At 71.4% G+C, this 21,414-nt stretch carries 18 protein-coding genes; 9 read left to right on the forward strand and 9 right to left on the reverse strand.

The annotated features are described in order from the left end of the window. Nucleotides 1-37: 37 nt before the first annotated feature. Genes ACZ607_RS01500 through ACZ607_RS01510 form a run of 3 tightly spaced genes read right to left on the reverse strand, consistent with a single transcriptional unit; the run spans nucleotide 38 to nucleotide 2,750 of the window. A complete protein-coding gene (locus ACZ607_RS01500; RefSeq protein WP_469731822.1) occupies nucleotides 38-937 on the reverse strand; it encodes a metal ABC transporter permease in 900 nt (299 codons plus the stop codon). Beyond that, nucleotides 937-1,713 (reverse strand): metal ABC transporter ATP-binding protein, encoded by a 777-nt coding sequence (locus ACZ607_RS01505; protein WP_099172487.1) that lies wholly within the window; start codon nucleotides 1,711-1,713, stop codon nucleotides 937-939. The genes ACZ607_RS01500 and ACZ607_RS01505 overlap by 1 nt, the downstream gene beginning before the upstream one ends. A 41-nt stretch (nucleotides 1,714-1,754) precedes the next feature. Next, a complete protein-coding gene (locus ACZ607_RS01510) occupies nucleotides 1,755-2,750 on the reverse strand; it encodes a metal ABC transporter substrate-binding protein (RefSeq protein WP_469730616.1) in 996 nt (331 codons plus the stop codon). Between the two features lie 207 nt (nucleotides 2,751-2,957). Between ACZ607_RS01510 and ACZ607_RS01515 the strand changes: the two genes are divergently transcribed. The 3 genes from ACZ607_RS01515 to ACZ607_RS01525 all read left to right on the forward strand — a co-directional run bounded on the left by ACZ607_RS01515 (nucleotide 2,958) and on the right by ACZ607_RS01525 (nucleotide 5,026). Further along, entirely contained in the window at nucleotides 2,958-4,340 is a 1,383-nt protein-coding gene (locus ACZ607_RS01515; RefSeq protein WP_469730617.1) for a glycine--tRNA ligase, read from the forward strand. A 93-nt stretch (nucleotides 4,341-4,433) separates the two neighbouring features. After that, nucleotides 4,434-4,637 (forward strand): hypothetical protein, encoded by a 204-nt coding sequence (locus tag ACZ607_RS01520; protein WP_124276565.1) that lies wholly within the window; start codon nucleotides 4,434-4,436, stop codon nucleotides 4,635-4,637. Nucleotides 4,638-4,822: 185 nt separating this feature from the next. After that, nucleotides 4,823-5,026, forward strand: a complete 204-nt coding sequence (locus ACZ607_RS01525; RefSeq protein ID WP_469730618.1) for a DUF6243 family protein — start codon at nucleotides 4,823-4,825, stop codon at nucleotides 5,024-5,026. A 90-nt stretch (nucleotides 5,027-5,116) separates the two neighbouring features. Here the strand turns inward: ACZ607_RS01525 and ACZ607_RS01530 are convergent, their stop codons facing one another. Beyond that, nucleotides 5,117-6,538 carry an MFS transporter gene (locus ACZ607_RS01530; RefSeq protein WP_469730619.1) on the reverse strand — a complete coding sequence of 474 codons (1,422 nt, stop codon included), beginning with the start codon at nucleotides 6,536-6,538 and terminating at the stop codon, nucleotides 5,117-5,119. Between the two features lie 149 nt (nucleotides 6,539-6,687). On the opposite strand from ACZ607_RS01530, the gene ACZ607_RS01535 reads away from it, so the two are divergent. The 5 genes from ACZ607_RS01535 to ACZ607_RS01555 all read left to right on the forward strand — a co-directional run bounded on the left by ACZ607_RS01535 (nucleotide 6,688) and on the right by ACZ607_RS01555 (nucleotide 14,173). Further along, nucleotides 6,688-7,614: a helix-turn-helix transcriptional regulator gene (locus tag ACZ607_RS01535; RefSeq protein ID WP_469730620.1), complete on the forward strand. Its 927-nt coding sequence runs from the start codon at nucleotides 6,688-6,690 to the stop codon at nucleotides 7,612-7,614. A 45-nt stretch (nucleotides 7,615-7,659) separates the two neighbouring features. Then, nucleotides 7,660-8,808 (forward strand): tRNA dihydrouridine synthase DusB, encoded by a 1,149-nt coding sequence (gene dusB / locus ACZ607_RS01540; protein WP_469730622.1) that lies wholly within the window; start codon nucleotides 7,660-7,662, stop codon nucleotides 8,806-8,808. Between the two features lie 574 nt (nucleotides 8,809-9,382). Then, nucleotides 9,383-12,094, forward strand: a complete 2,712-nt coding sequence (gene ppdK, locus ACZ607_RS01545) for a pyruvate, phosphate dikinase (RefSeq protein ID WP_469730623.1) — start codon at nucleotides 9,383-9,385, stop codon at nucleotides 12,092-12,094. 543 nt (nucleotides 12,095-12,637) lie between these two features. Then, the gene (locus tag ACZ607_RS01550; protein WP_469731823.1) at nucleotides 12,638-13,639 is read left to right on the forward strand and encodes an ArsR/SmtB family transcription factor; all 1,002 of its coding nucleotides are present in this window, start codon (nucleotides 12,638-12,640) and stop codon (nucleotides 13,637-13,639) included. A gap of 117 nt (nucleotides 13,640-13,756) precedes the next feature. Next, nucleotides 13,757-14,173: a VOC family protein gene (locus ACZ607_RS01555; protein ID WP_469730624.1), complete on the forward strand. Its 417-nt coding sequence runs from the start codon at nucleotides 13,757-13,759 to the stop codon at nucleotides 14,171-14,173. Nucleotides 14,174-14,269: 96 nt separating this feature from the next. Here ACZ607_RS01555 and ACZ607_RS01560 read toward each other — a convergent pair whose 3' ends face one another. The 4 genes from ACZ607_RS01560 to ACZ607_RS01575 form a co-directional block, all read right to left on the reverse strand. Then, nucleotides 14,270-15,436, reverse strand: coding sequence for an alkaline phosphatase PhoX (locus ACZ607_RS01560; RefSeq protein ID WP_469730626.1), 1,167 nt, complete (start codon nucleotides 15,434-15,436; stop codon nucleotides 14,270-14,272). A gap of 139 nt (nucleotides 15,437-15,575) precedes the next feature. Next, nucleotides 15,576-15,935, reverse strand: coding sequence for a nitrite reductase small subunit NirD (nirD, locus tag ACZ607_RS01565; protein ID WP_469730628.1), 360 nt, complete (start codon nucleotides 15,933-15,935; stop codon nucleotides 15,576-15,578). Then, nucleotides 15,932-18,520 (reverse strand): nitrite reductase large subunit NirB, encoded by a 2,589-nt coding sequence (gene nirB, locus ACZ607_RS01570; protein ID WP_469730630.1) that lies wholly within the window; start codon nucleotides 18,518-18,520, stop codon nucleotides 15,932-15,934. The genes nirD and nirB overlap by 4 nt, the downstream gene beginning before the upstream one ends. Beyond that, nucleotides 18,520-19,749 (reverse strand): NAD(P)/FAD-dependent oxidoreductase, encoded by a 1,230-nt coding sequence (locus tag ACZ607_RS01575; protein ID WP_469730632.1) that lies wholly within the window; start codon nucleotides 19,747-19,749, stop codon nucleotides 18,520-18,522. The genes nirB and ACZ607_RS01575 overlap by 1 nt, the downstream gene beginning before the upstream one ends. A gap of 148 nt (nucleotides 19,750-19,897) precedes the next feature. Here ACZ607_RS01575 and ACZ607_RS01580 point away from each other — a divergent pair, with 148 nt between their 5' ends. Continuing rightward, the gene (locus ACZ607_RS01580) at nucleotides 19,898-20,689 is read left to right on the forward strand and encodes a sulfite exporter TauE/SafE family protein (RefSeq protein WP_469730634.1); all 792 of its coding nucleotides are present in this window, start codon (nucleotides 19,898-19,900) and stop codon (nucleotides 20,687-20,689) included. Nucleotides 20,690-20,705: 16 nt separating this feature from the next. On the opposite strand, the gene ACZ607_RS01585 is transcribed toward ACZ607_RS01580, so the two are convergent. Next, nucleotides 20,706-21,368 (reverse strand): class F sortase, encoded by a 663-nt coding sequence (locus tag ACZ607_RS01585; protein ID WP_469730636.1) that lies wholly within the window; start codon nucleotides 21,366-21,368, stop codon nucleotides 20,706-20,708. Between the last annotated feature and the right edge of the window lie 46 nt (nucleotides 21,369-21,414).

A 21,414-nucleotide genomic window follows, 5' to 3' on the forward strand; every position in this document is an offset into this window, starting at 1 on the left:
TGTCGGGCCATTGTGCCAGCCCGGCCCGTCGGCACGGTCACACCGAGACGTCGTCCGGGGCCGGGCGGGACGCCGGTACCTCCAGGGTGCACCGGTCCGCCTCGCTCCCGCCGTCCCGGGCCCGCCTGCGGGCCAGCGGCGTGGCGAGCGCCGTGAGCACGATGAACGCCGCGATGGCCAGCAGCACGATCGTCGCGCCGGGCGGCACGTCCTGGTAGTACGAGGTCACGGTGCCGGCCAGGGTGACCGCCGTGCCGATGACGACGGACAGGACGAACGTCACCTTGAAGGACTTCGAGATCTGCTGCGCGGCGGCGACCGGCACCACCATCAGCGCGCTGACGAGCAGCAGGCCGACGACCCGCATCGCCACGGTGACGGTGACCGCGGCCGTCACGGCGACCAGCAGGTTGAGCGCGCGCACCGGCAGGCCCGTGACCCGCGCGAACTCCTCGTCCTGGCTGACCGCGAACAGCTGCCGCCGCAGCCCCACGGTGACCAGCACCACGAAGGCGGCCAGCACGACGATCGCGGTGACGTCCTCCTCGGAGACCGTGGACAGGGAGCCGAAGAGGAACGACGTCAGGTTGGCGTTGGAGCCGGTGTCCGAGAGGTTGATCAGCATCACCCCGCCCGCCATACCGCCGTAGAACAGCATGGCCAGGGCGATGTCGCCGCGGGTGCGTCCGTACCAGCGGATCAGCTCCATCACGACCGAGCCGGCCACGGCGACGAGCGTCGCCATCCAGACCGGGTTGGTGGAGAGCAGGAAGCCGAGGCCGACACCGGTCATCGCGACGTGCCCGATGCCGTCGCCCATGAGGGCCTGGCGGCGCTGGACCAGGTAGATGCCGATGGCGGGCGCGGTGATGCCGACCAGGACGGCCGCGAGCAGGGCCCGCTGCATGAAGGGAGGGTTCAGGAATTCCAGCATGATCAGGTCAGCAGTCCCGTCCGGACGGGCTCGGAGGCCGCGTGGGGGTGTACGTGGTCGTGGCCGGGCAGCGCGTGCTGGCCGACGGCCTCGGGGGGCGGCCCGTCGTGCATGACGCAGCCGTCGCGCAGGACGATCGCCCGGTCGATCAGCGGTTCCAGGGCGCCCAGCTCGTGCAGGACGAGCAGCACCGTCGCCCCGCCGGCGACCTGCTCGCGCAGCGTCGAGGCGAGGATCTCCTGGCTGGCCAGGTCGACGCCGGCCATCGGCTCGTCCATGATCAGCACCTCGGGCTCGGCGGCGAGCGCCCGGGCGATCAGCACCCGCTGGTGCTGGCCGCCGGAGAGGGCGTTCACGGAGTCCTTGGCGCGGTCGGAGAGGCCGACGAGCTCGATGGCCCGGTCCACCGCCGCCCGGTCCGCCCGCCCCGGCAGCCTGAGCTTCGTACGGGACAGCCGCCCGGAGGCGACGACCTCGCGGATCGTGGCGGGGACGCCGCCCGCCGCCGTCGTGCGCTGCGGTACGTAGCCGACGCGGGCCCAGTGGCGGAAGCGGCGCAGCGGGGTGCCGAACAGCTCGACGGTCCCGCCGGTGAGCGGCACCTGGCCGATGACGGAGCGTACGGCGGTGGACTTGCCGGATCCGTTGGCGCCGAGCAGGGCCACGACCTCGCCGCGGTGGACGGTGAGGTCGACACCGCGCAGCACCGGGCGCGCGCCGAGCGTCGCCGTGGCTCCGCGCATGCTGATCACGGGTTCTGGCGTACTGGGCTCGGGCATGATCGCCTCCGGTGCTGCTGCGGGTTCGGGTGCTGCGGGGGTCACTTCGCGCCGAGAGCCTTCTGGAGCGAGGTGAGGTTGGACTGCATGACCTCGATGTAGTCAGCGCCCGCGGACTTGTCCGTGATTCCCTCCAGCGGGTCCAGGACGCCGGTCTTCAGGCCGAGGTCCTTCGCGAGCGTCTTCGCGGTCTTGTCGCTGGCGAGCGTCTCGAAGAATACGGTGGTCGCCCCGTTCTTCTCGGCGACGGAGTGGATCTCGTCGATCCGGGCCGGGCTGGGCTCGGCCTCGGGGTCGATGCCGGCGATGCCCTCCTGGGTGAGGCCGTAGCGCTCGGCGAGGTATCCGAAGGCGGAGTGCGTGGTGATGAAGGTCTTCGTCGCGGTGTTCTTCAGCCCGGTCTCGTAGGCCTTGTCGAGCGTGTTCAGCTCGGCGACCAGGGTCTCGGTGTTCTTGCGGTAGTCGGCCGCGTGGTCGGGGTCGGCCTTCTCCAGGGACTTGCCCACGCCCTCGGCGACCTCGGCGTACTTCACCGGGTCCAGCCAGATGTGCGGGTCGAGGCCGGCCTCCTCGCCTTCGTGCCCGTGCTCCTCGTCGGCGTGCTCCTCGTCCCCGTGCTCCTCGCCCTCGGCGTGGTCGTGGCCGTGGACCTCGGAGCCGTGGTTCTCCAGCGTGGTGAGCTTCGCCGCGTCCACGGTGTTCTTCACCCCGGCCTGGGCGACGGCGTCGTCCACGGCGGGCTGGACGCCCTTGAGGAAGAGGATGTAGTCGGCGTCACCGAGGCCGCCGATCTGCCGGGGGGAGAGCTCCAGGTCGTGCGGCTCGGTGCCCGGCTTGGTGAGGGTGGTGACCGAGACGTGGGACCCGCCGATCTCCTCGGCCAGGAACTGCATCGGGTAGAAGGACGCCACCACGTCCAGCTTGCCGTCGCTCCCGCCCTCGGCCGCGTCGGAGGAGGAGCAGGCGGAGAGCGCGGTGAGGCCGAGGGCGACTGCTCCGGCGACGGCGGCTGTGGGTATGAGGCGACGTACGTTCATGACAGTCATTTTCAACAAAAGTGGAAACGATTGTCAACAAGGCTGATGAGATGCCCGGATCCGGACCCGGTGACCGCGATGCGCCCCACCGATTTGATATGGGGGGTGCGCCCGCCGGTAATCTGGGGTATTCGCCCGCACGTCCCCTCACCGAGGCGTTCGCGCCGCCCACCTGTCCAGTTCCGCCGTCGTAATGAAGAGAGCACCGTGGCCGCCGACAAGATCGACACCATCGTCAGCCTGAGCAAGCGCCGTGGCTTCGTCTACCCCTGCAGTGAGATCTACGGTGGCCAGAAGGCCGCCTGGGACTACGGGCCCCTGGGCGTCGAGCTGAAGGAGAACCTCAAGCGCCAGTGGTGGCGCTACATGGTCACCTCGCGCGAGGACGTGGTCGGTCTCGACTCGTCGGTCATCCTGGCCCCCGAGGTCTGGGTCGCGTCCGGCCACGTCGCCACGTTCTCCGACCCGCTCACCGAGTGCACCTCCTGTCACAAGCGCTACCGCGCCGACCACCTGGAGGAGGCGTACGAGGAGAAGCACGGCAAGCCCCCGGTCAACGGCCTCGCCGACCTCAACTGCCCCAACTGCGGTAACAAGGGCACCTTCACCGAGCCCAAGCAGTTCTCCGGCCTGCTCTCCACGCACCTCGGCCCGACCCAGGACTCCGGCTCGGTCGCCTACCTGCGCCCCGAGACCGCCCAGGGCATCTTCACCAACTTCGGCCAGGTGCAGCAGACCTCGCGCAAGAAGCCGCCGTTCGGCATCGCGCAGATGGGCAAGTCCTTCCGGAACGAGATCACTCCGGGCAACTTCATCTTCCGCACCCGTGAGTTCGAGCAGATGGAGATGGAGTTCTTCGTCAAGCCGGGTGAGGACGAGGAGTGGCAGGAGTACTGGATGCAGCAGCGCTGGAACTGGTACACGGGCCTCGGCATGCGAGAGGAGAACATGCGCTGGTTCGAGCACCCGCAGGAGAAGCTCTCCCACTACTCCAAGCGCACCGCCGACATCGAGTACCGCTTCCGCTTCGGCGGCAGCGAGTGGGGCGAGCTGGAGGGCGTGGCCAACCGCACCGACTACGACCTCACCGCGCACTCCAAGGCGTCCGGCACGGACCTCTCCTACTTCGACCAGGAGAAGAGCGAGCGCTACACGCCGTACGTCATCGAGCCGGCGGCCGGTGTCGGCCGCGCGATGCTGGCCTTCCTCCTCGACGCGTACAGCGAGGACGAGGCCCCCAACGCCAAGGGCGTCATGGAGAAGCGCGCCGTGATGCGCCTCGACCCGCGCCTCGCGCCGGTCAAGGTCGCCGTCCTGCCGCTGTCCCGCAACCCGCAGCTGTCGCCGAAGGCCAAGGGCCTCGCCACCGACCTGCGGCAGAACTGGAACATCGAGTTCGACGACGCGGGCGCCATCGGCCGCCGCTACCGCCGCCAGGACGAGATCGGCACGCCGTTCTGCGTCACCGTCGACTTCGACACCCTCGACGACAACGCGGTGACCGTGCGCGAGCGCGACACCATGAAGCAGGAGCGCGTCTCCCTGGACCAGATCCAGAGCTACCTCGGCTCCCGCCTCCTGGGCTGCTGACGCACCCGGCCTCATGACGAAGCCCCCGGTTCCGGCGTACGGGACCGGGGGCTTCGGGCACACTGGGCGCACTCGTCCACAGGGAGGCCCGGCATGCCGTCCATGACCACGAGCAAGGTCACCAGATGGGACCAGCACGGCCGTGAACACGTCGTCCACGTACGGAAGTCGGGGATGCAGCGGCAGCTGACGTGCGAGACCTGCGGCTGGCGCAAGGGGGCGCAGTTCCTGCCCTGGCTCAAGGCCGAGGAGCACCTGACCGAGGCCCATCAGGCCACGGTCGACCCGACCGCCTGAGCCGCACCGAGGGCCCGGCGGGAAAAAACCGGATGAGGTGCCCCGCCAGCCGGGGTACCTTCTTCGTCATGTTCTCGTTCTTCCAGATCTACGAGTGAGCGCGCGACGGGCCCGACCGGCCCGTCGCCCATCGGATCGATCACGACACGTCATCCTCACCTCCTCACCACGAACGGGAGAACCCCGTGGCCAAGAGCCGCAACAACCTCCTCGGCGTCGGCGGACAGCGCAAGAAGCTGTCCCGCGCCGAACAGCAGGGCGCGGGCCCCGCGCGCACCGACGACCGCAAGGCCGCCGAGGACAAGAAGCAGGAGCTGGTGCGCAAGATGCGTGAGCGCGCCGCCGCCGCCGAGGCCGCACCGGCCGAGGACGCGCGGCCCGAGAGCTGACCTCCTCCCAACTCCCGTGCGGCGCACCTCCGGTACGGCGTACGACCGCGGGCCCGGATCACTTCGGTGATCCGGGCCCGTCTCCGTCGCTCACCGCACCGTGCGGGGCAGCCGCAGGCTCAGCAGGGTCGTCAGGACGACGGCCGCCAGCTGCACCAGCAGCGTCACGACCAGCGCGTCCCGCATCCCCTGCCCCGGCACCAGCGCGAGGAACAGCGTCCCGAGCGTGGCGACCCCGAGCGCCAGGGCGGCCTGCTGGGTCGTCGTCATCACCCCGCCGCCGACCCCGGCCCGCTCGGCCGGTACGTCGGACAGGACGATCCGGAACAGCACGGGCAGTTGGAGCCCCTGCCCCAGGCCCGCGATCGCGACGCCCGGCAGCAGCCCCGGCAGTCCCAGGTCCGGCCAGCCGCGCCACACGGTCAGCGCCAGCACGGTGACGCCCACGGCCTGGATCAGGCCGCCGGCCGTCACGACGCGGCTGCCGAAGCGCCGTACCAGCCGGGGGCCGGCCAGCGAGGCCAGGAAGAAGGCGGCGGCCATCGGCGCCAGGGACAGGCCCGCCGCGGCGGGGCCCATCTCCAGGCCCTGCTGGAGGGCCACCGCGATCACGAACATGAAGCCGCCGAAGCCGATCGAGAACGGCACCACCAGCGTCAGGCCGCGCCGCAGCGAGACCAGCCGCAGCAGGCTCGGCGGCACGAGCGGGGTCCTGCCCCGGGCGTCGGCCCTGCGCTCCACCCGGTGGAAGGCCACCGCGGCGAACGGGAACAGGGCCAGGGAGACCCAGGTCCACAGCGGCCAGCCCGCCGCCCGGCCCTCGGTCAGCGGAGCCAGGAGCGTCACCAGGGCGACCGCCAGCAGCAGCGTGCCCGGTACGTCGACGGGGGCCGGCCGGTCCGAACGGCTCTCCGGCACCGAGCGGACGGCCAGGACCAGCCCCACCAGGACCACCGGGACGTTGACCAGGAACACCGACCGCCAGCCCGCGCTCTCCCCGAACACCGAGGACAGCGGGGCGGCGGAGACCAGGACGCCGCCGAGGATCTGGCCGGCGACCATGGACAGGCCCGCGGTCGCCCCGTACAGGCTCATGGCCCGTGCCCTGCGGTGTCCGGCGGTGGCGGACTGGATGGTGGCGAGCACCTGCGGCAGCATCAGGGCCGCGGCGGCGCCCTGCGCCACACGCGCCCCCACGAGGGTCCAGGCGTCCGGGGCCAGGCCGCAGGCGAGCGAGGTGAGGCCGAAGGCGGCCATCCCGATGAGGAAGAGCCTGCGCCGTCCGGCCATGTCCCCGAGGCGCCCGCCGAGGACCAGCAGCACGGCGTAGGAGAGCCCGTACCCCGCGACGACCAGTTCCAGCAGGGCGGGGCCCGCGGCCAGGTCGTGGTCGATGGTGGGCAGGGCGACGTTGACGATGAAGAAGTCGATGAGGGGGAGTGCCGCGCCGAGCAGCACGGTGAACAGCCCGAGCCCACCGAGGACCGGCGCCGGGTGGTCGTACCGTGTCACGCGGGGGCGGGTGGCGGATGGGTTCGTCAGTACGGAGGATTCACTCACGACACCGACGATGGACCCGTACTCAGCCTGGTACCAGAGTCTCCTTATCCTGGTACCGGGAGCACCTGGCAATACGCCCGGACATTCGGCACGCTGGGAATATGACGACGACCGCGGCGACCCAGGCACCCGAGACCGACATCCGGCGGCACGAGCTCGCCGGTTTCCTCCGCAGCCGTCGTGAGCGGATCACCCCCGAGCAGGTGGGGCTGCCCCGCGGCCGCCGCAGGCGGACCCCGGGACTGCGCCGCGAGGAGGTCGCCCAGCTCTCGGCCGTCGGCGTCACCTGGTACACGTGGCTGGAGCAGGCGCGCGACATCCAGGTCTCCCCGCAGGTCCTGGACTCCCTGGCCCGCGCCCTGCTGCTCGACCGCAGCGAGCGCACCCATCTCTTCGCCCTCGCCGGAGCCGTCGACCCCGCGCCGGGCTCGGACTGCACCGGCGTCACCCCGGCCTTCCGCGAGATGCTCACCCGGCTGGAGCCGTTCCCGGCCTGCATCCAGAACAGCCGGTACGACATCCTCGCCCACAACCGCACCTACGGCAGGCTGCTGTGCGACCTGGACGCCGTCGCCCCCGAGGACCGCAACTGCATGCTGCTCGCCTACAACAACGAGGAGTGGCGCGAGTCCGTGGTCGATCTGCCCGAGCTGAAGCGGGTGATGGCCGCGAAGTTCCGTGCCGCGATGGCGGAGCACCTGTCCGAGCCCGCCTGGAAGGCGCTGCTGGGGCGGCTGGAGGCGGCCTCGCCCGAGTTCGGCGAGATCTGGGCCCGGCACGAGGTCGTCGGCCCCTCGAACCGCACCAAGGTCTTCCGCAACTCCCGGGTGGGGATGCTCAGGCTCGACCACACCGATCTGTGGCTGGGGCCGTCGGCGGGCCCGCGCATGGTGACGTACGTCCCCTCGGACGAGCGGTCCCGGCTGGGCCTCGAGCGGCTGATGGAGTCGGTCCTGGCGGAGTCCCCGCGGGCGGCCCCCGAGGAGTCCCTCGCAGAGCCCCGCGCGGGGTCGCTCGCCGAGGTCTGAGCGGGCGGCATCCGGACCACCGCCCGCGTACGGGACAATGGGGCCATGACCACGCTCGCCCCTTCCCTCCCGCTGCTCCGGATCGGCCCGCACACCGTGCAGCCGCCGGTCGTGCTCGCCCCCATGGCCGGCATCACCAACGCGCCCTTCCGCACCCTGTGCCGTGAGTTCTCGGGCGGCAAGGGACTGTTCGTCAGCGAGATGATCACCACGCGGGCGCTGGTCGAGCGCAACGAGAAGACCATGCAGCTCATCCACTTCGACGCGAGCGAGACCCCGCGCTCGATCCAGCTGTACGGGGTGGACCCGGTCACCGTCGGCAAGGCGGTCCGCATGATCGTCGACGAGGACCTCGCCGACCACATCGACCTGAACTTCGGCTGCCCCGTCCCCAAGGTCACCCGCAAGGGCGGCGGCTCCGCGCTCCCGTACAAGCGGCCGCTCCTCCGCGCGATCCTCCGCGAGGCCGTGGCGGAGGCGGGCGACCTCCCGGTCACCATCAAGATGCGCAAGGGCATCGACGACGACCACATGACCTACCTCGACGCGGGCCGCATCGCCGTCGAGGAGGGCATCACGGCCGTCGCCCTGCACGGCAGGACCACCGCACAGCACTACGGCGGCACGGCCGACTGGGACGCCATCGCGCGCCTCAAGGAGCACGTCCCCGAGATCCCCGTCCTCGGCAACGGCGACATCTGGAGCGCCGACGACGCGCTGCGGATGATGCGCGAGACGGGGTGCGACGGCGTCGTCGTGGGCCGCGGCTGCCTGGGCCGCCCCTGGCTCTTCGGTGATCTCGTCAGCGCCTTCGAGGGCACGGAGGCGAGGCAGGCGCCCGCCCTGCGCCAGGTCGCGGACGTCATGCTGCGCCACGCGACGCTGCTGGGGGAGTGGATCGGCGACGAGAGCCGCGGGGTGATCGACTTCCGTAAGCACGTGGCCTGGTACCTCAAGGGCTTCGCCGTCGGCTCGGACATGCGCCGCAGTCTCGCGGTCACCTCGTCCCTGGAGGAGCTGGGCGGCCAGCTCCAGGAGCTCGACCTGGACCAGCCCTGGCCCGACGGCGCCGACGGCCCGCGTGGGCGCACCTCCGGCAACAACCGGGTGGCGCTGCCGGACGGCTGGCTCAAGGACCCGTACGACTGCGCGGGCGTGGGTGCCGAGGCGGAGCTGGACACATCGGGCGGCTGACGGACACCCCCACGCCAGGGCACCGAGTGCCCCCGGAAAGAGCCCGCTCAGATGAGCGGGCTTTTCTGTTGGATGCGGCACGCTCCACCGCGCTTTCCCGGGAGATGTGTGGGGCCGCTCTCCTTTCCCCGCGCGCGCCATCACGCTCGGTTGTCAGGCGGTGGCTCTGCGGTGGCCACTCGTTGACGCACGGGCGTCCGGATGATGACATCTGAGCGCGAGTGGGGGCGTGATTCTCGCCACCCTTGAGGGGCGCTTGGCTCAGATGAGCGCTCTTTTGGATGCTGTACTTCTCAAATGGCGGCACTGGGTGCCAGGCGGGTTTACTTTGATCGATCAAACCATCCCGCACTCCGTGTCACCGGATCAGGGAAACACACAGACGTTCCGTCATGATGCGTTCAAGGGTTGAATGCTTCAGCTCCGTGTGGTGTGCCGCCGCGTTACTTTCGATCTGCTGGCGGACGGGTGGTTGAGCCCTCATGACGCGCAAGTGGCCGTACCCAGACACCTTCGATCTGGGTATGTTCCTCGCCGTCAGGGCAGCCACCGCGTCCTCGAGGAGTCGAGACCCGTGTCGGAACACAAAGATCCCCAGAAGTTCGTCTACGACTTCACCGAGGGCAACAAGGATCTGAAAGATCTGCTGGGCGGCAAGGGCGCCAACCTCGCCGAGATGACCAACCTCGGGCTGCCCGTCCCTCCGGGCTTCACCATCACCACCGAGGCCTGCAAGGTCTACCTCGACAGCGGTGACGAGCCGGCCGAGCTGCGCGACGAGGTCGGCGCGCACCTCGCGGCGCTCGAACAGCGGATGGGCAAGAACCTCGGCCAGGCCGACGACCCGCTGCTGGTCTCCGTCCGCTCCGGCGCGAAGTTCTCGATGCCCGGCATGATGGACACGGTCCTCAACATCGGCCTCTCCGACGCCTCGGTCGTGGGCCTCGCCGCCCAGGCCGGCGACGAGCGCTTCGCCTGGGACTCGTACCGCCGCCTCATCCAGATGTTCGGCAAGACCGTGCTCGGCGTCGACGGCGACCTCTTCGAGGAGGCGCTGGAGGCCGCGAAGGAGGCCAAGGGCGTCACCGTCGACGTGGACCTCGACGCGGCCGACCTGAAGAAGCTGGTCAAGCAGTTCAAGAAGATCGTCACCCGGGACGCGGGCCGTGACTTCCCGCAGGATCCGCGTGAGCAGATGGACCTGGCCATAAAGGCGGTCTTCGACTCGTGGAACACCGACCGGGCCAAGCTCTACCGCCGCCAGGAGCGCATCCCCGGCGACCTCGGCACGGCCGTCAACATCTGTTCGATGGTCTTCGGCAACCTCGGCCCCGACTCGGGTACGGGCGTCGCCTTCACCCGTGACCCGGCCAGCGGCCATCAGGGCGTCTACGGCGACTACCTCCAGAACGCGCAGGGCGAGGACGTCGTCGCGGGCATCCGCAACACCGTGGCGCTCGCCGAGCTGGAGTCGATCGACAAGACGTCGTACGACCAGCTGATGAAGATCATGGAGACGCTGGAGACCCACTACAAGGATCTCTGCGACATCGAGTTCACCATCGAGCGCGGCCAGCTCTGGATGCTCCAGACGCGGGTCGGCAAGCGCACCGCCGGTGCCGCCTTCCGCATCGCCACCCAGCTCGTCGACCAGGGCCTCATCGACGAGGCCGAGGCGCTCCAGCGGGTCAACGGCGGCCAGCTCGCCCAGCTGATGTTCCCGCGCTTCGACGACGCGGCCAGCACCGTCCTGCTGGGGCGCGGGATCGCCGCGTCGCCGGGCGCGGCCGTCGGCAAGGCCGTCTTCGACTCGTACACCGCCGTCAAGTGGTCGCGGTCCGGCGAGAAGGTCATCCTGATCCGCCGGGAGACCAACCCCGACGACCTCGACGGCATGATCGCGGCCGAGGGCATCCTGACCTCGCGCGGCGGCAAGACCTCGCACGCCGCCGTCGTCGCCCGCGGCATGGGCAAGACCTGTGTCTGCGGCGCCGAGGAGATCGAGGTCGACACCAAGCGCCGCCGGCTCACCGTCGGGGAGACCGTGGTGGAGGAGGGCGACCTCGTCTCCGTCGACGGCTCCACCGGCAAGGTGTACCTCGGCGAGGTACCCGTCGTACCGTCCCCGGTCGTCGAGTACTTCGAGGGCCGCATGCACGCCGGCGCCGACGACGCCGACGAGCTCGTCGCCGCCGTGCACCGGATCATGGCGTACGCCGACCGGGTGCGCCGGCTGCGCGTCCGGGCGAACGCGGACAACGCCGAGGACGCCTCGCGGGCCCGCCGCTTCGGCGCCCAGGGCATCGGCCTGTGCCGCACCGAGCACATGTTCCTCGGTGAGCGCCGCGAGATGGTCGAGAAGCTGATCCTCGCGGACACCGACGACGAGCGCGAGGCCGCGCTGGCGGCCCTCCTGCCGCTCCAGAAGGCCGACTTCATCGAGCTGTTCGAGTCGATGGACGGGCTGCCCGTCACCGTGCGCCTGCTCGACCCGCCGCTGCACGAGTTCCTGCCCGACATCACGGAGCTCTCCGTCCGGGTCGCGCTCGCCGAGTCCCGCAAGGACGCCAACGAGAACGACTTGCGCCTCCTGCAGGCCGTGCACAAGCTGCACGAGCAGAACCCGATGCTCGGCCTGCGCGGGGTGCGCCTCGGCCTGGTCATCCCCGGCCTGTTCGCGATGCAGGTCCGGGCGATCGCGGAGGCGGCGGCGGAGCGCAAGAACGCCAAGGGCGACCCGCGCGCCGAGATCATGATCCCGCTCGTCGGCACGGTCCAGGAGCTGGAGATCGTCCGCGAGGAGGCCGACGGCGTCATCGCGGAGGTCGAGGCGGCCACCGGTACGCAGCTGAAGCTGAGCATCGGCACGATGATCGAGCTGCCCCGCGCCGCGCTGACCGCCGGTCAGATCGCCGAGGCCGCGCAGTTCTTCTCCTTCGGCACGAACGACCTCACCCAGACGGTGTGGGGCTTCTCCCGCGACGACGTGGAGGCCTCGTTCTTCACCGCGTACCTGGAGAAGGGCATCTTCGGGGTGTCGCCGTTCGAGACGATCGACAAGGACGGCGTCGGCGCCCTCGTACGCAGCGCCGTGGAGGCCGGCCGGGCCACCCGGCCCGACCTCAAGCTCGGCATCTGCGGTGAGCACGGCGGGGACCCGGAGTCGGTGCACTTCTTCCACGAGGTGGGCCTGGACTACGTCTCCTGCTCCCCGTTCCGCATCCCGGTCGCCCGGCTGGAAGCGGGCCGCGCCGCCGCCGGATCACGGGGCAGCGACAGCCGCTGACCCCCGGCGGAAGCGCCTGATACGACTCCGGATACCGCCGGCGGACGACAGAGACCCTCATCGGTCCGCCGGCGGGCCGGATTACCCGGAAGCGGCGGCACCCTGTGCGGGGGTGCCGCCGCTTCGTCCATTTGAAAAGCGAACCGTTGAAAGCGGTCCTGCTTCGGTTCCGGCGGGCAGGGCGGTAAACGGGCCTCGCGCAGTCGGCGAAGTGGTTCGCTTTTCACCGTTCGGTGCGCAAATCGAGGACGTACGGACCGGGTGCGGTCCGGGGATCCCCACCCCCGGACCGCACCCGCTTACCCCTGCCGGGTACGGAGCCGCACCGTCGTTCACCGCCGCCGAACAGGCGAAGCCCCCCACGGCCCCCACCCGCTCTTTCGGTGACGCCGGATGCGTACCCGACGTCGTACAGCCTTTCGGTCGGCGGCGATTCGGGCGAGACATTTCAACTGTGGCCGAAACTCCGTGGTGACCTCCTGTGACGCTGTGCATACGCTTCGGCGGGGGGAATTGCGGGTGCAACAGGTGGGGGTTTCGGAAGTGCTGCGTATCCATGTGTCCGGGGTGGACCTTTCGCGCGTGCGGATGGCCACGAGGCCGGACGCGATGTGGGAGACCATGCTCAGTTTCCACCGGTTGAGAGACCGGCGTGGTTCCACGGTGTTCGGGAAATGGCGGAAGGAATCCCGCACCCGGTTGAATGGTGAGGCGCGCCTGCTGTCCGCGGTCGTTCCGACCCGCGGCTATTTCCCCGACTTCCTGACGCCCGCCGGGGAAGGCGCCGAGCCGCTCGGGCTCGCTGCCGGGATCGAGGTGCTGCGCGACACCCCCACGGACCGCATCCGGGGTGAGCTCGCGCTGCTGACGCGGCACGGCACCGCCGGGCGGCGGCACACACCGGCCTCCCTGCCGGAGGCGCTGGCCGAGGGGCGTACGGAGCCGTTGGGCCGCCTCATCTCCACCCTGCGGGCCTACCACCGCGCCGCGGTCGAGCCGTACTGGCCGCACATCCGGGCGAGCGTCGAGGCCGACCGGGCCCTCCGGGGCCGCGCCCTGCTGGACGGCGGCGCGGACGAGCTGCTCGCGACGCTGCCGCCGATGATCCGCTGGCGGGCCCCCGTCCTGGAGGCGGACTACCCCGTCGACCGGGAGCTGCGCCTCGACGGGCGGGGGCTGCTGCTCCAGCCGTCGTTCTTCTGCCGGGGCACCCCCGTCGTCTACCGCGACCCCGGCCTGCCGCCGGTCCTGGTCTACCCGGTCACCCACCCCGGCGCCCCGGCCTCCGCCGAGCCCGGCCCCTGGCTCGGCCGGCTCGTGGGCCACACCCGCTCGGCCGTTCTGCGGTCCATAGACAACGGCTGCACGACCAGTGAACTGGCCCGCAGGACCGGGGTCTCGCTGGCCTCGGCGAGCCAGCACGCCTGTGTGCTGCGCGAGGCCGGCCTGGTCCGCACCCTGCGCCACGGCAGCTCGGTCCTGCACACCCTGACCCCGCTGGGCGCCGCGCTGCTCAGGGGCGGAGCCCCGCTCGCCGTGCCGTGAGAAACCGCTCCCGCCGGAGCGATGAGTTCTGCGCGCCGCCCTGGTCTACCCCTTGTAGCGCTCGTACGGAGCGCGCGGGAGCACCACAGAGTGCCGGACGGAAGAGTGGGAACCATCATGACGCAGCCCCAGATGATCTTCGTGAACCTGCCGGTCAAGGACCTCGGCACGACGAAGAACTTCTTCGCGAAGCTCGGCTTCGGCTTCAACCCGCAGTTCAGCGACGACTCGACGGCCTGTCTGGTCATCAGCGACACGATCTTCGCCATGCTGATCAGCGAGCCGCGCTTCAAGGACTTCACCAAGAAGGAGATCGCCGACGCCTCCAGAACGACCGAGGTCCTCGTCGCCCTGAGCGCGGAGAGCCGCGAGAAGGTCGACGAGATGGCCGACGCCGCGCTCGCCAACGGCGGGTCGCCCGCCAACGACCCCATGGACGAGGGCTTCATGTACGGCCGCTCGTTCCAGGACCCGGACGGCCACATCTGGGAGGTCGTCTGGATGGACCCGGCCGCCGTCGAGGGCCAGGCCTGACATCCGGCGGGCAGCGGTCGCGGAGCCGGCGCCGCGACCGCTGCCGTGCGGGTCCAGGAGCGGGACGGCCCCGCGACCGCTGTCGTGCGGGGCGGGTCAGGAGCGGAACGGCCCCGTGACCTCGTAGGTGATGCCGCCGGACGAGCTGCCGCTCGTCCCGCGCTGCGAGGAGAAGTAGAGCCGCCTGCCGTCGGGCGAGAAGGCCGGACCGGTGATCTCCGAGCCGGACTGGCCGCTGATCCGCAGGAACGGGGCGACGGTGTCGTCCGGGGTGATCAGGCAGATCTCCATGTTCCCGCCGTCCTCCGCGACGTACAGGTCACCGGAGACGGCCCGCGTGACGTTGTCGACGCCGGTCAGCGGGGCGGCGCCGCCCGTGACGAGCGAGTCGTCGTAGACGAGCGAGAGGGACGAGGCGTTCGCGTCGTACGCCCAGACCCGGTTGTCGCCCTTGGTGGTGAACCAGCAGGTGCCCGCCGCGTAGAAGCAGCCCTCGCCGCCGTTGAACATCTTGGCGCCGGAGACCTGGTAGCGGGTCTGGGTGGGTGATCCGTCCGGGTCGGGGACGGTCGTCCAGGTCACCGGGCCCGAGGTGCCGGTGCCCGCCACCAGCACCTGGAGCGTGCCGGACGACAGGGTGCCCCAGGTGGTGGGGCGGAAGCGGTAGAAGCGGCCGTCCGTCTCGTCCTCGGTCAGGTAGACGTAACCGTGGTCGGGATCCGCTGCCGCCGCCTCGTGCTTGAACCGGCCCATCGCGGGGCGCTGCACGGCGGCGTTCACTCCCCACGGATCGGTCTCGTACACGAAGCCGCGGGTGACCTCCTCGCAGGACAGCCAGGTGTTCCACGGGGTCCGGCCGCCCGCGCAATTGGTGTTCGTGCCGGACAGGATCCGGTACGCCGAGGTGACGGTCCCCGAGGAGTCGAAGCGCACCGCGCTCGCCCCGCCGCCGCTGCTCGCGGACACCTCCGCGTTGGAGACGTAGATCCAGCCGCCGCCGTCGGTGAAGGTGGCGCCGCCGTCCGGGGCGCTGTGCCAGGTGTACGAGGTGCCCGGGACGGTCTGCCCGGAGCGGGCGATGATCCTGCTGGTGAAGCCGCTCGGCAGCAGGATGCCGTTGCTGTTCGCCGCCTGCAGCGCACCGTACGGGCCGGCGGCCGGCTGGGCCGGGTCCGCGAGGGCGGCGCCCCGCCACAGGGTGCCGCCGAAGGCCGCCGCCGAGCTGCCGATCACCGCTGTGCGCAAGAAGGTCCGACGTTCCACGATCACTCCACGGGTGACGTGAGGGCCCGCCGGTCCGGTCGGCCCGGCGGGTCGAACGTCAGGACAGTAGAGGCGAGGGGTTGACGGGGCGGCAACACCCGGTGAACGAACCGGAGTCAGCCCGCCCCGCCACCCGGAGTCAGGCCCCGCGGACCGGGAAGACCGGCACGGTGACGTCGTCGTCGTCCAGGCAGGCTCCCGTCTCCAGGTCGAAGCGCTGCTTCAGCAGCGGCGACGCGACGAACGGCCGCCCGCCGGCGGAGCCGACCAGGCCCCGGGAGAGGACGTACGCCCCCGTGAACGGGTCCCGGTTGTCGATCGCGTACGCCCGCCCCGCCCGGTCCACGAACAGGGCCACCTGCCGGCCGTCCGGCAGGAGCGCCGCCACACCGCGCCCGGGGGTCAGCAGCGCGCGGTCGCAGACGGTGAGCCAGCCGTCCCCGTCCGCGAGCTGGATCGTCCGGGTGTCCTGCGCCGTTTCCACGATCTGGGTCGTCATCGGGAAGAGGTCCCTTCGAGAGTACGGATGGCGAGCACCGGGCCCGCGAGGATGTCCAGGTCGGGCTTGACCTGATCGCGCTCGGGGACGAACCTGACCGACGGGTCGGGTGCGTCGGGGGCGTTGACGAAGGTCACGAAGCGCCTCAGCCGCTCCGGGTCGTTGATGGTCTCGGCCCACTCGTCGCGGTAGCCGGCGACATGGTCGGCCATCAGCCGCTCCAGCTCGTCGCAGAGGCCCAGCGAGTCGTGGACGACCACGTCGCGCACGTGGTCCAGGCCGCCCTCGATCCGGTCCAGCCAGGTCGAGGTGCGCTCCAGGCGGTCGGCCGTGCGGATGTAGAACATCAGGAACCGGTCGATGAGACGCACCAGTTCGGCGTCCGAGAGGTCCTGGGCGAGCAGGTCCGCGTGGCGCGGGGTGGCGCCGCCGTTGCCGCCGACGTAGAGGTTCCAGCCCTGCGCCGTGGCGATGATCCCGAAGTCCTTGCCGCGGGCCTCCGCGCACTCCCGGGCGCAGCCCGAGACCGCCGACTTCAGCTTGTGCGGGGAGCGCAGGCCCCGGTAGCGCAGCTCCAGGTCGATCGCCATCTTCACCGAGTCCTGCACCCCGTAGCGGCACCAGGTCTGCCCCACACAGGACTTGACCGTCCGCAGCGACTTCCCGTACGCGTGCCCGGACTCGAATCCCGCGTCCACCAGGCGGGTCCAGATCAGCGGCAGCTGGTCGACCCGGGCACCGAAGAGGTCGATGCGCTGGCCGCCGGTGATCTTCGTGTAGAGCCCGAAGTCCCGGGCCACCTCCCCGATCACGATCAGTTTCTCCGGGGTGATCTCACCGCCGGGGATGCGCGGCACGATCGAGTACGAGCCGTTGCGCTGGAGGTTGGCCAGGAAGTGGTCGTTGGTGTCCTGGAGGGCGGCCTGCTCGCCGTCCAGGACGTAGCCGCTCGCGCCCACCGTCGGGGCCAGCGAGGCGATGACCGAGCCGACCGTGGGCTTGCAGACCTCGCAGCCGTCGCCGCCCCGTGCCTCCGGGCGACCGTGCGAGTCCAGCAGATCGGCGTACGACGTGACGCCGAGGGTGCGGACGATCTCGTACAGCTCGCTGCGGGTGTAGGCGAAGCAGCCGCACAGCCCCTGGTCCTCGGGCTGCGGCAGCAGCTGGCCGATGACCTTGACGCAACTCCCGCAGCCCGTACCGGCCTTGGTGCACTTCTTCACCTCGGGGAGCGTGGTGTGCTCGCAGATCGCGCCCTTGGTGACGTTGTGGCAGGAGCAGATCACGGCCTCGTCGGGCAGCGAGGAGGGGCCGAGGGTGACCGGCCCGCCCGCGCCGGCCGGCAGCACCAGCTGCTCCGGGGCGACGGGCAGCACCGTGCCGGTCATCGGCCGCAGCGTGCCGTACTGCTCGGCGTCACCCACCAGGACCCCGCCGAGCAGGGTGCCGTCCCGGCCGATCACCAGCTTCTTGTAGACACCCGAGCGGGAGTCCGCGTACACGACGTCGAGGCAGCCCTCGGCCGCGCCGTGCGCGTCGCCGAAGGAGGCGACGTCCACCCCGAGCAGCTTCAGCTTCGTCGAGAGGTCGGCACCGGTGAAGGAGGCCGCGTTGCCCGCGATGACCTCGGCGGCCGCCAGCGCCATCTCGTAACCCGGCGCCACCAGCCCGTAGACCCGGCCGTCCGAGGCCAGCGCGCACTCGCCGATCGCGAAGACGGCGCTGTCGGAGGTGCGGCACTCCTCGTCGACGACGATGCCGCCGCGCGGGCCGACCGCCAGACCGCAGTCACGGGCCAGCTGGTCCCGGGGGCGTACGCCGGCGGAGAAGACCACGAGATCGGTCTCCAGCGAGGAACCGTCCGACAGGGACATGCCGTTGACCCGGCCGTCCTCGCCCGCCGTGACCTCCTGGGTGCCGACGCCCGTGTGGACGGTCAGGCCCATGTTCTCGATGGTGCGCAGCAGTGCCGCGCCACCGCCGTCGTCGACCTGTACCGGCATCAGCCGGGGCGCGAACTCCACGACGTGCGTGTCGAGTCCGAGCCCCTTGAGTGCTCCCGCCGCCTCCAGGCCGAGGAGCCCGCCACCCACGACCGCACCGGTCCTCGCGGTCCTCGCGTACTCCTCGATCGCGAGGAGGTCCTCGATGGTGCGGTAGACGAAGCAGCCCTCGGCGTCCTTGCCGGGGACCGGCGGCACGAAGGGGTACGAGCCGGTGGCCAGCACCAGCGTGTCGTACGGGAACGTCTCCCCGGAGCGCGCGGTGACGGTGCGCGCCTCACGGTCGACGCTCTCCGCCGGGTCGCCGACGCGCAGTTCGATGCCGTGGCGCTCCATGAAGCCGGCCTCGACGAGCGAGAGGTCCTCGGGTGTCTTCCCGGAGAAGTACGAGGTCAGCTGCACCCGGTCGTACGCGGGGCGGGGCTCCTCGCAGAGCACGACGACCCTGGCGGTGCCCGCGGCGGCGGTCAGCCCGCGGTCGGCGAGCGCTTCCAGGAAACGCTGTCCGACCATGCCGTGCCCGACGACCACGATCGTCGGCACGCCTGCGGTGGGGGCGGTCGGGGGAGTGGACACCGGCATCAGAAGCCTCCGTCGTTGGTGAGCAGGTGGAGCAGGGACATGCCGGCGGGGAGGGCGTCGTCGTCCTGCCAGGTCCGGGCGAGGGTGCCGACCGCCGCGAGATCGCCGAACAGCACCCCGCCCGCCAGCCGGTCGCCCCGGACGACGACCGTGCGGTACGCGTTCCGGGTGGCGTCGGCCAGCCGGACCACGTCGTCGCCGGGCATCGGGCGGGAGTCACCGAAAGCGGCCAGGTCGAGCCCGGCGGCGGGAGCGGCGGGGCCGCCGGGGGAGCGCAGGGTCAGCCTGGTCAGTGCCCGGGTGCCCCGGTAACGGGCGGGGCGCCCGGCGAGCGCCTCGGCCAGTACGTCGGCCTGTTCGAGCGCGGCGCCCGCCAGTCCGTACACCCTCCCGGCGTGCTCGGCGCAGTCGCCGACGGCGTGGACGTACGGGTCGGAGGTGCGCAGCTCGTCGTCCACGACGACGCCCTTGCGGACCTCCAGGCCGGCCGCCCGCGCCAGACCCGTCCTGGGCCGGACGCCGCAGGCCAGCACGGTGATCTCGGCCTCCAGCTCGAAACCGTCGGCCAGTTCCACGGCCCGTACCGCCGGGGTGTCGCCGTCGGTGCGGCGCAGCCCGCGCACCCGGCACTCGGTGTGCACCTCGACACCCAGGGACTCCAGGTGACGGCGCAGCATCCCGGACGCCTCGGCGTCCAGCTGCCGCTCCATGAGGTGCTCGCCCTGCTGGGCCAGCACCACCTGGGCGCCGCACTCGGCCAGGGCGCGTGCGGCGGACACCCCGAGGAGCCCGCCGCCGATGACGACGGCGCGCACACCGGGGCGTACGGCGGCGCGCAGGGCCAGACAGTCGTCGAGGGTGCGGAAGGGGTGCACCCCGTCCGGCAGTGTGCGGCCGAGACCCCGCAGCGGGGGCAGCACCGGGTTGGAGCCGGTGGCCAGCACCAGGTGTTCGTACCCGACGACACGGCCGTCGTCGCAGAGCACCTGCCGCTCGGCCCGGTCGATCCGCACGGCACGCACGCCGCGCCGCACCTCGGCGGGCGGCAGTGCGATCACGTCCGGCGCGTACCGTCCGGCGAGCACCTCGGCCAGCAGCACCCTGTTGTACGGGGCGTGCGCCTCCTCACCGATGACGGTGACGCCGGGGACCCGGGCGGCGAGCCGCGCGCCCGCCATCCCGGCGCCGATCACCACCACCCGTGCCGCGTTCTCCGTCCGTGTCCTCATGCCCCAGAGCGTGCGCGGCGGGTGTTACCCGACCGCATCCCTCCTGTTTCCCGGGAGGAACCTTGCGCTCAGCACGCGCGGAGGCGCTCTGTGAGGGCACGGGCAACTGGTTGGACTGGGCACCTATCGCTTGCCTAAGGTCACGGACATGCCCGAGATCACGCTGACCACCCTCGTCCTGCTCTGCCTGGCCGCCGCCGCGGCCGGCTGGATCGACGCCGTGGTGGGCGGCGGCGGACTGCTGCTCCTGCCCGCCCTGCTGCTCGGTCTCCCGCACGTCCCGGCCGCGCACGTCCTCGGGACCAACAAGGCCGTCGCCATCGTCGGCACCTCGGGCGCCGCCGTCACCTATGTGCGCAAGGCGCCGGTCCAGGTGGGCACCGCCGTGCGGATCGGGCTCATGGCACTCGCGGGATCGATGACCGGGGCCTTCTTCGCCGCGGGCATCAGCAGCGACGTCCTGCGTCCGGTGATCATGGTGGTGCTGCTGGCCGTCGCCGCGTTCGTGATGCTGCGCCCCTCCTTCGGGACGGCGGCGGCCGGGGACGGCACGGACCGGAAGGTCACCCGGGCCCGTACGGTCACCGCGATCGTGCTGGTCGGCGGCGGTATCGGCTTCTACGACGGGCTGTTCGGGCCCGGCACCGGCACCTTCCTGGTGCTGGCGCTGACCGCCGTGCTCCACCTCGACCTGGTCACCGCCTCCGCCACCGCCAAGATCGTGAACGTCTGCACCAACGCCGGGGCGCTGGCGATGTTCGCCTACCAGGGCACCGTCCTGTGGCAGCTGGCCGCGCTGATGGCCGTATTCAATCTGGCGGGCGGGATGATGGGGGCGCGGATGGCCCTCAGGAAGGGCAGCGACTTCGTCCGCGGGGTCCTGCTGGTCGTGGTGTTCTCGCTGGTCGCCAAGCTCGGCTTCGACCAGTGGACGGCCTGAGCGGAGCGGCTCGCTCCTACGCGCCGGGCGGGCGGCTCCCGCCGGGTCGGCGCACCTCGGTGAGGTGGGCGTACGCCACCACGTTGCCCTGGTAGCCCGTCTCGCGGGTGAACCCGCCCCCGCAGGTGATCAGCCGCAGCGAGGCGTGGGCGGTGGCGCCGTAGACCCGCTTGTCCGGGAAGTCGTCGTTCTCGTACACCTCGACCGCGTCGACCGAGAAGACGGCGGTCGTGCGGTCCCCCCGGTCGATCTCGACCTTCGCCCCCTTCTTCAGGGAGCCGAGGGCGTAGAAGACGGCCGGGCCCTCCGCGTTGTCGACGTGGCCCGCCACTATCGCGGTGCCCTTGGTGCCCGGCGGTGTGCCGTCCTCGTACCAGCCGGCGAGGTTGCGGTTCCCCTCGGGCGGTGCGTCGAGGCTGCCGTCCGCGCCGAGCCCGAGCCCCGTCATGGGAGCGTCGACGCCGATGCCCGGGATGCGGATCCTGACGGGCGCTGAGGGGCGCAGGGGTTCGGCGACCCGGGTTCCCGGACGGGGCTCGGAGCCCGCCGCGAAGGCCTCGGCGGTGGACGGCTGGGGGGCGACGGTCCGGGGGGCCGCGCCGTTGTGGACCAGCCACACGCCGCACAGGGCGGCGATGCCCGCCAGCCAGACCCTGGCCCTCAGTGCCGTCCTGTCCACGTCCCGTCCTCCGCCGGCCTTCCCCGGTTCCCGTCCTCCGCCGGCC

Source organism: Streptomyces sp. NPDC104381 (assembly GCF_055583745.1).

Excerpts from the sequence above, each read along its gene's own strand:
- ACZ607_RS01505 (WP_099172487.1), bottom strand. The coding sequence starts at position 1,713 with ATGCCCGAGCCCAGTACGCCAGAACCCGTGATCAGCATGCGCGGAGCC.
- ACZ607_RS01510 (WP_469730616.1), bottom strand. The coding sequence starts at position 2,750 with ATGAACGTACGTCGCCTCATACCCACAGCCGCCGTCGCCGGAGCAGTC.
- ACZ607_RS01520 (WP_124276565.1), top strand. The coding sequence starts at position 4,434 with ATGCCGTCCATGACCACGAGCAAGGTCACCAGATGGGACCAGCACGGC.
- ACZ607_RS01535 (WP_469730620.1), top strand. The coding sequence starts at position 6,688 with ATGACGACGACCGCGGCGACCCAGGCACCCGAGACCGACATCCGGCGG.
- dusB (WP_469730622.1), top strand. The coding sequence starts at position 7,660 with ATGACCACGCTCGCCCCTTCCCTCCCGCTGCTCCGGATCGGCCCGCAC.
- ACZ607_RS01555 (WP_469730624.1), top strand. The coding sequence starts at position 13,757 with ATGACGCAGCCCCAGATGATCTTCGTGAACCTGCCGGTCAAGGACCTC.
- nirD (WP_469730628.1), bottom strand. The coding sequence starts at position 15,935 with ATGACGACCCAGATCGTGGAAACGGCGCAGGACACCCGGACGATCCAG.
- nirB (WP_469730630.1), bottom strand. The coding sequence starts at position 18,520 with ATGCCGGTGTCCACTCCCCCGACCGCCCCCACCGCAGGCGTGCCGACG.
- ACZ607_RS01575 (WP_469730632.1), bottom strand. The coding sequence starts at position 19,749 with ATGAGGACACGGACGGAGAACGCGGCACGGGTGGTGGTGATCGGCGCC.
- ACZ607_RS01580 (WP_469730634.1), top strand. The coding sequence starts at position 19,898 with ATGCCCGAGATCACGCTGACCACCCTCGTCCTGCTCTGCCTGGCCGCC.